Source organism: Steroidobacter sp., assembly GCF_016790065.1.
Taxonomy (GTDB): domain Bacteria; phylum Pseudomonadota; class Gammaproteobacteria; order Steroidobacterales; family Steroidobacteraceae; genus Steroidobacter.
On record NZ_JAEUPY010000456.1, the window covers coordinates 1 to 6,745 of the forward strand.

At 60.5% G+C, this 6,745-nt stretch carries 6 protein-coding genes; 1 reads left to right on the top strand and 5 read right to left on the bottom strand.

The window, feature by feature from the left end; translation table 11 throughout:
- Positions 1-637: sulfatase-like hydrolase/transferase (locus tag JNL55_RS19075; protein WP_293857255.1), on the top strand; the 637-nt coding region annotated here is incomplete at its 5' end.
- Positions 638-1,009: 372 nt separating this feature from the next.
- Here the strand turns inward: JNL55_RS19075 and JNL55_RS19080 are convergent.
- From JNL55_RS19080 to JNL55_RS19100, 5 genes are all read right to left on the bottom strand, one after another.
- Positions 1,010-1,390: a hypothetical protein gene (locus JNL55_RS19080; protein ID WP_293857258.1), complete on the bottom strand. Its 381-nt coding sequence runs from the start codon at positions 1,388-1,390 to the stop codon at positions 1,010-1,012.
- Positions 1,391-1,566: 176 nt separating this feature from the next.
- The gene (locus JNL55_RS19085) at positions 1,567-3,864 is read right to left on the bottom strand and encodes a TonB-dependent receptor plug domain-containing protein (protein ID WP_293857261.1); all 2,298 of its coding nucleotides are present in this window, start codon (positions 3,862-3,864) and stop codon (positions 1,567-1,569) included.
- Positions 3,782-4,570, bottom strand: a complete 789-nt coding sequence (locus JNL55_RS19090) for a phosphatase PAP2 family protein (protein WP_293857264.1) — start codon at positions 4,568-4,570, stop codon at positions 3,782-3,784. Before JNL55_RS19090 ends, JNL55_RS19085 begins: the two co-directional genes overlap by 83 nt.
- A gap of 2 nt (positions 4,571-4,572) precedes the next feature.
- A complete protein-coding gene (locus JNL55_RS19095) occupies positions 4,573-6,255 on the bottom strand; it encodes a BamA/TamA family outer membrane protein (protein WP_293857267.1) in 1,683 nt (560 codons plus the stop codon).
- Between the two features lie 55 nt (positions 6,256-6,310).
- On the bottom strand, positions 6,311-6,745 hold a 435-nt coding region (locus JNL55_RS19100; RefSeq protein WP_293857270.1), incomplete at its 5' end, for a hypothetical protein.

The window sequence follows — 6,745 nt, forward strand, 5'->3', positions numbered from 1 at the left end:
CTCGTGCTACGTCAACTACACGCTCTACGACAATTGCGCGTCCGTCGGTGAAACCAAGGCGACTAATTGCGGTCACGGCGGCAAGTGTTACGACGAAGACGTGATTCCGCTGCTCCAGAGCAACCTCGCCAACTACGCTTCGGGATACCGATTCATCGTCCTGCATCTCGGCGGCGGCAGCCATGGCCCGTCTTACAGCGACCGGCATCCGCCAGAGTTTCAACAGTTCAAACCTCTGTGCAGCGACGCCGACGTGGCGGGGAAATGCACGCTCGAGCAACTCTACAACTCGTACGACAACACGATTCTCTACGTCGACTATGTGCTGGGGCAGGCCATACACACGCTGGAGCAGTCCCGCGTGCCGTACGTGCTCATCTATCTGTCCGATCACGGTGAATCGTTGATGGAAGACGGCGTGATGTTTCACGGGATGCCGCCCGGCATGGCGTTGCCGGACGAGCAGTCCCAGATCCCGCTGATCGTCAAAGCCTCGGTGCCAATCTCGATCGTCGAGCGTGCCGAATACAGTCAGCCAGCGGTGTTCGATACGATTCTGGATCTGTTTTCGATCCAGTCGTCCAGATTTGATCGAGCGGAGAGCTTCGTCAAGAAGGGACGCGCTGGATCGGAATGAAGCCCGCTACTGCCGGTCTACATCTGGTGGCGTCAGCCGCGTGCCGTCAGTGGACCATCCTTGGAATTTTAAACAGCGAGCGACGCCGCTGTGAGTTGCTGGCAGCCGTATTTTTCGGTTGAGTTTTCCGGGTTGCCGCACTCGGCAGTAGTGCAGCGCTTCGTCGAAGGATTTATCCGAGTTGGCCTTGTGCGACGCTGGAACGACAACGCAGGCATTCAGAGCAACGGCGATCGTGGCAACCACCACGCATCGGCCAACGAGACGTCCAAATCGAAAGAATGAATCTGAAACAGACATCGAAATTCCTCCGCACAAGCTTGCGTTGCAAGCCGGCAATGAACTGACAGTAGAGGGCGTCAGAAGGGAGGATTAGCGGGGAGGTCCACGTGGCGGCGGTCTGCGGGAGTGCGCAGTGGAAAATGCGGGCGTGACTAACGATGTCGGCTGCCACGAGCCGTGCATTAGTGGCACGATCAGAGCAATGAAGAAAAACGCAAACGCGACCGGCGGCAACTCGTCCACCGCGAGCTTCTTGATCAATGCCGAAGCTGAAACCGCCAAATCGAGATCGGTGTGGCTGCCCGAGACTTCCTTCCCGCCCGCGTGGTTGGGCGTGTCTTTCACATGAAACGCTACAAGTCGGTCGGCACCGTCGAGACACAGATGCAGATGGGCTTCGCCGACGCGTATCAATAGCAGCGCTATGGCCAGGAGCCATAGGGTTTTCGCGAAAGGCGAGCTGCGGAACATAGCTTCATTATGCCGCAGTCGCGGAGTATTCCCAGCAGTGTCCCGCCGAAAGTGCGATCAGCGTCCCGCGGGAGGGACTGCAGTCAGTATTGACCACATGGGCCCAAGGGGGATTCGCTGCACACGTCCACCAAGCATCATCAGCGCCCGCGGGACGTAGGTCACACTTGTGGTCGTTAATAGCGCCAGAGCACGCCGAGCGAGGGCACTGGCGGCAGCCAGGAGTTGACCTCACGCACATAGTTCGGAGTGCCGTCCTCGTTTTGCGCGATCGTGTATTCCACGCAGCAGGGGTTTTTCCGAGAGAGTGCATTGGTGACTTCGGCGAAGACATCCAGCGCGCCGCGAGACAGAAGAAACGTCCGGGTGACTCTGATATCCAGTGAGTTGTAATTGTCAAAGCGAGTGCTGTTACGGGCGCTCAAGTCCATCGTGGGGCCGCCGCCCGCCTGTGAAGTGACAGCAAGTTGCGTGGTCGGCCAGCCGCTGTGGAAGCTGTTTACTAAAGTCGCGGTCCACGGTCCGCTCGCCCAGGTCACCCCTAGGGTCAGTGCGTGGCGTTGATCCCAGCCCCGAGCAACGTCGGCCCCACCGATACGGTCGTCGACTTGTGCCCACGTATAGCTCAACCAGCCGCTCCATGAGTTGCGCGGTCGCATTTGCAACAGTATCTCTACGCCTTCGGCGCGGGCGCTGTCGGGGTCAATCCTGATGCGATCGAACTCCGCTTCGGGAAACAGCGCGAGCGGATCAAATACGTTCTCGAAGCGCGGCGAGACGTGTCGATACTGCTTGCGGTACGCCTCCACGCGAATATCGAGGCCGACGTCGAGCAGGTGCTCGACGCTGACGATGGTGTGGTCGGCATGCTGGGCCGGATAGAACTGATCGACGCCATCCTCCACTTGCAGCTCATTGATCCCCTGTGACTGGAAGAAACGCCCCCAGCTCGCCCGAAACTTCGTGCGCGGCGACAATGTGTAAAGCGCGCTGAAGCGCGGGCTCCATTGTTCGTCATCACCCGTGCCATCGTAGGTTTGAAGATCCACGCGCAGGCCTGCCTCGATAGTCCATCGGCTGCTGAGCGTCGTCTGCGAATCCCAGTACGCCGAGTTCTCGTAGCCTCCCGGTGAAGCGGACGTGGCCCGCGAGGTTTGTAGCGGAGGCGAACCCGGAAACGGTACATTCGACGCTTGCATGAGATCCAGCCGGTAGTCGTAGTCACCCCACAACCGTCGTACCTCACCGCCGAATCGATGCTCGATGGCGCCGGTTCGCAGCGAGTTCTCCAGTCGCAAGCCGGCGATGTGGAAGGATCGATCATCCCAGACTTCGCCGCGTCGGAGACCCGGCTCGTTCACCTGGCCGCGACGTCGGTTGTCCAGGTCGGTAAACGATGCGATGACGTTGGTCGACGCGTTGTCCGTCCAATCGTGGTTCAGCGTCAGCCAGGAATAGAGATTTTGATATTTTGTTTTCACCCGCTGCGTGCCTTGGTGTCGTTTAGCGTTGAACTGATCGCCGGAGACGAGGACATCGAGCGATACGCGGGTGGCATCGTTGAGTTGGTAATCGGTATGCGCGAAGCCATCGGCATAGTTGGGCTCGCCGAAATCCTGCTCGGAGAACTGCGCGAGATCGCCAATATTGCTGCGTCGAGCGGAGAGCAGGGCGTGACCCCGTCCCCCGGCAAATGGCGTTGCGGCCAAGGCGTTGAAGTGAAAGAAGCTCAGGCCGACCTCGTAGTAGCGTTGTAGCGGCAGAATGCTGGTGGCATCGATGATTGCGCTCATGCGATCCCCGAACGGTGCGGCGAAGCCGCCGGAGTAGTACTCGATGCTGTCGATGATTCGTGAGTCCAGCAGGCTGATGGGGCTGTTGAAATTCTTCAGGTGAAACGGCTCGTACAAGCGCAAACCGTTCAACACGATGGCGGCTTCTTTGGGCTCACCGCCACGCACGGAGCCGAGGCTGGAGACTCCGTTCGTCGCGACGCCGGGCAAACGCTGCATGGCTCGCAACGTTTCATCGCCCAGCCGCGGCATGGCCTGCACCTGATCCTGAGTGAGGAAGTCCTTGGGTGTGGCGGTATCCACCGCCAGGGTGTAGCGGCTGGTTTGAACGACGATCTCTTCGGCCGGTTCAGTTTCGCCACTGGGGCTCGGTTGAGTCGTGATCCGCTGCCGTGCGCGAGGATCGCGAACCACTGCGTAAACACGCGGCGCAGCTTCGGACACGGCGAGATCATGTTCAGCGAGAATCTGCCGCGCCACCTCGATGCCTCGAGTGGCCTGTGGCTCACGCGTCACTTTCAGATCGTCCGGGACGATCTGGGTGTTGTAGATGAAGATCAGTCCCTCGGCGCGCAATCCATTCAGAATGTCGGTGACGTTACGCCCCTGCAACTGGGCCAGCGCTGGGTGGCAGACTGCAAGTCCCGCCGTCAGGCAGGCGAGACGCCGCAGTGCCTTCATTGCTCTCCCATTGTGATCGATCCCACAGGCGGGCCTTGAACGCGAAAGTGTACAGCGCAAGCTCTGCGGTCCAGACCAGCATTGCGCTCCAGACATCGTGCGAGAGGAAATGCGCGCCCCGTGACTGTTGAGCGAGCCCAAAGATCAGACCCACCGCAAGGCCCGCCAGCAATCCGAACTGCCCGGCCCGGCGGCTACGTTCACGGAACGTGAAGTATAAGGCGAGCAGTGCGTACCCCGCACTCGCATGACCCGACGGGAAACACTGAGCGCGGCGCCAGGCTACCGGCCGGTGCTCGAATAAGTCGATGAACGAAAATCGCCCGCCGAACTCGGTAAGATCCCAGGGGCAGTCGACATTGGTCAGCGCCTTGAGCAGTCCGACCAGTCCTACGCCGAGGAGCGTCGACACAGCGAAATACAACGCAGGTCTGCGCCAGGTTGCCAGCCCCGGCTTGATATAGGTCGTGACCCACAGTGCGAGCGCGCCTACCACGAGAAGACGTACGAGCCAAGCCCCACCCTTGTGGATCAGCGCATTCGCCCACCATGTCCCGGCGCCGAGCCATCGGGAGTGCGCTTCGTCGAAGAAGAGGGTATGCGCGATTTGTCGATCGAGCGGCGTCGTGGCCAGCACACCGGCCATCAGCGCGAAAAGGAGTAGGGGGGCGCGCACATGGCGCCAGAAGAATGATCGGTTCGACATGCTCAGAACGACTTTCGGCTCTCGATCAGGAGTTGCATTGAGTCGATATCACGGGTGCGATCCAGCGGCATGGCCAGATCGATATGCAGAACACTGCCGAGCCCGGAACGCGCGCTGCCGAGGCGCAAGCCGATGCCAACGTCTTTCAGCCAACCCGCCGGCGGCGCCGCATACTCATCGCGTCCCCAGGAGCGGCCAGCGTCAAAGAACACGGCGGCGCCAACATTGAATAATTTCAGGGGTTGCCACGACGTATAGAATCGCTGCTCCAGGGAGATGAGCGCATTCGCCGAGCCGGCCTGATAGCGCAGCGGATAACCGCGCAGTCCGTTGTCGCCGCCCAGCAGAAGCTGTTTCTCGGGATCGAGATTGGACGTGACCGTTGCATTGGCCGATGCGAAGAACACACGGCGTTGCGACTGTCGCAAATAGAATCGGCTGCCCGCCTCCAGCACGGCGTCGACGAGCGCGCCGCCCTCGATACGGCCGCGCGTACCAATGGTGTTGATGAGAAAGCGCTCGTTGCCCAGTGCCGCGCCGGCCGTCAGGGCGCCGTTGAGGATAAATGCATCGCGTGTCGATCCCAGCGCCGGGCTGGCAAAGCCGGCTTCCAATCGCACACTACGCCCCAGGTATAGATCTTCCGTGCGACCGATCTGATCGAGATTGCGCGTCGTGCGATAGTTGTCTTCCAGGATCTCGACGCCCACCCAAGGATACGAGAGTGTCCGACCGGCGGGCAGCAAGGCGTTGGGCTCGTCGGTGCGCGTCGCGAACGCTCGCTCGTCGTACCGGAAACCTGCCAGGTAGCGTGTCACCCAGCCATTGCTGAGTCCTTCCGACAGGCCGCCACCGATGTCGAGCTCGCGTTCCTGCATGTTGAAGCGCTCGACGCGCTTGCCAAGCGAGTATCGAGAAATCGAACTGGTGAGGTCGGCGGCTTCGACGTTCGCGCTCCAACGCGAGTCCAGGGAATAGAAGGGGCGCGACAGCGCGAGCAGTTTTTCGGAACCGTCGCTCATCGACGAGTAGGCGGTCGACAGCGTCCACCGAGTGCCGAACAGATTTGGATCGACATAGGCCAAGCGCCAGGCGGTGCGATCCACGTCACTCGATCGCTCAAGAGACACTTGCTTGCCCAGGCCAAGAAAGTTGCTGTCCTCGAATTCCAGGCGAGTCCGGTTCTCACCGCCTTTGCGGCCAAAGGAGAAGCCCGGGCTCAAGGTCCACACATCGTGTACGCGCACCAGCACGTCCACGGTATTGTCCTCGTGATAGCGAGTCGACGTGACGGTCGCGTCGTTCAAATAGTGCTGCCCTCGGAGCAGACGTTCTGTTTCGTCGAGCAGGCGGCGCTGAAAAGGCTCGCCACTGCCGAAGAGCAATTGCTGGCGGATGGTTTCTTCCTGCGTGGAGATGTGCAGGGCATTCGCCAGACGATATGGCGAGGCCAGCGATCGTGCAGGTTGCGTCTCGAAGATGTCATCGACTTGCACTTCGATACGACCGATGCGAGCCCCTCGCGTTTGCAGTTCGGCATCGCTCGGCATGCCGGTATGTTGATCCGTGCGAGGCCCGACAACTGCGATTTTTGTCGAAGGCTCGGTGGCGAAGGCAGCGAGGGATGCTGTGATCAGTGCGCTGGCCACGGCAAGACGCACCGAGCATCGTGCCGAGTATTTCATCCAACCTCCCGCAGCTCGCCCCGCGACGGGTGGTCGCGGCGTTTGAAGTTGGACGTTACTGTTTGCTGAAATCAACCGGCGAAAGTTCGATCGCCAGCTCTGAGTCAGTGGTCTGATAGCGTCGAAGTTGTGTGGTCAAGAGCACGGCGGTCAATGCCGCGTCAGGATCGAGCCCATCGATGGAACCACGCAATCGAACGGTGGCCGCCGCCGCTTCGGCCTGTAGTGACGAATATTTCAGTTGCCGTCCTGTCTCGCGAGCGATCCATTGCAGGAACTGCGCCAGCGACTGATTGTCGATCTGGAAAGTCGCCCCGGCCTGGAATGCCCACCGCCAGTGTGCCGCCGTCGACGACAGCTCGTCGCGGCTCCAACCGCCATTGGCATTGACTCGCAGCACTTGTCCCGCCTCGCCAACGTTTCTGTCTTGAGCGTTGCTGACCATTACGCGGCCCTCGCGAACGCTGACCACCATCCCCTCGGCGTTGGA